The sequence below is a fragment of the Streptomyces sudanensis genome (genome assembly GCF_023614315.1).
In the GTDB taxonomy this organism is placed as follows: Bacteria; Actinomycetota; Actinomycetes; order Streptomycetales; family Streptomycetaceae; genus Streptomyces; species Streptomyces sudanensis.
Window position 1 is genome coordinate 1,001,547 of sequence record NZ_CP095474.1, and the last position, 991, is coordinate 1,002,537.

Annotated in this window: 1 protein-coding gene; it reads right to left on the bottom strand. The window is 77.0% G+C overall.

Features of this window, described 5'->3' with window-relative positions; all coding sequences use genetic code 11:
- Positions 1–65: 65 nt before the first annotated feature.
- On the bottom strand, positions 66–991 hold a 926-nt coding region (locus tag MW084_RS04465), incomplete at its 5' end, for a metallophosphoesterase (RefSeq protein WP_275563480.1).

Consider the following 991-nt stretch of genomic DNA (forward strand, 5'->3'; position numbering starts at 1 on the left):
ACTTCCGCCNGCCGGGCGGGCTGTTCGGCCGGGGCTCGCGTCACCGCCCGTCCGGCGGGCGGAAGTCAGGCGTCGCGGGAGGCCAGTTGCACGACCGTGATGTCGGAGGGGGCGCCCACGCGGACCGGCGGGCCCCAGGCGCCCGCGCCGCGCGACACGTAGAGCTGCGTGTCCCCGTACCGCTCCAGGCCCTCGACGGTCGGGTTGGCCAGCTCCGCGAGGAAGTTGCCGGGCCACAGCTGGCCGCCGTGCGTGTGGCCGGACAGCTGGAGGTCCACCCCGTGCCGCACGGCGTCGTGGATCATCACCGGCTGGTGCGCGAGGAGCACGGCGGTGCGGGCCCGGTCGCGGTCGCCGAGGGCGCGTGCGAAGTCGGGGCCGCTGCCGTACCTCTCGCCGGCCAGGTCGTCGACGCCGGCCAGGTCGAAGCCGGCGGCTATCTCGACGCGCTCGTTGCGCAGCGGGCGCAGGCCCAGCTCGCGGACCTCCTCCACCCACTCCTCCACACCGGAGAAGTACTCGTGGTTGCCGGTGACGAAGAAACTGCCGTGCCGGGCGCGGAGGCGGGCCAGCGGCTCGGCCGCCGGGCCCAGGTTCTCCACGGTGCCGTCGACGAGGTCGCCCACCACGGCGATCAGGTCCGGCTGCGTGGAGTTGACCGCGTCGACGATCCGCTGGGCGTGGGCGCGGCCGAGGGTGGGGCCGAGGTGGATGTCGCTGACGACGGCTATGCGGTAGCCGTGGGCGGCGCGCGGCAGCCTGGCGAGGGGGACGGTCACCCGCTTCACCGCGGGGCCGCGCAGGACGGTGTGGGCGCCGTTGGCGACCGTGCCCGCCGCGACGGCCGTCGCGGTCACCGCGAGGGCCCTCGCCACGAACAGGCGCCGGGACGGGCCCGGGGCCGGGGGCGCCGGGTCCTCTTCCCGGGGCTCCGGGTCCGGGATGCCGGAGGCGAGGGCCGCCGGGGCCCCGGATTCGGCGGGGGCTCGGG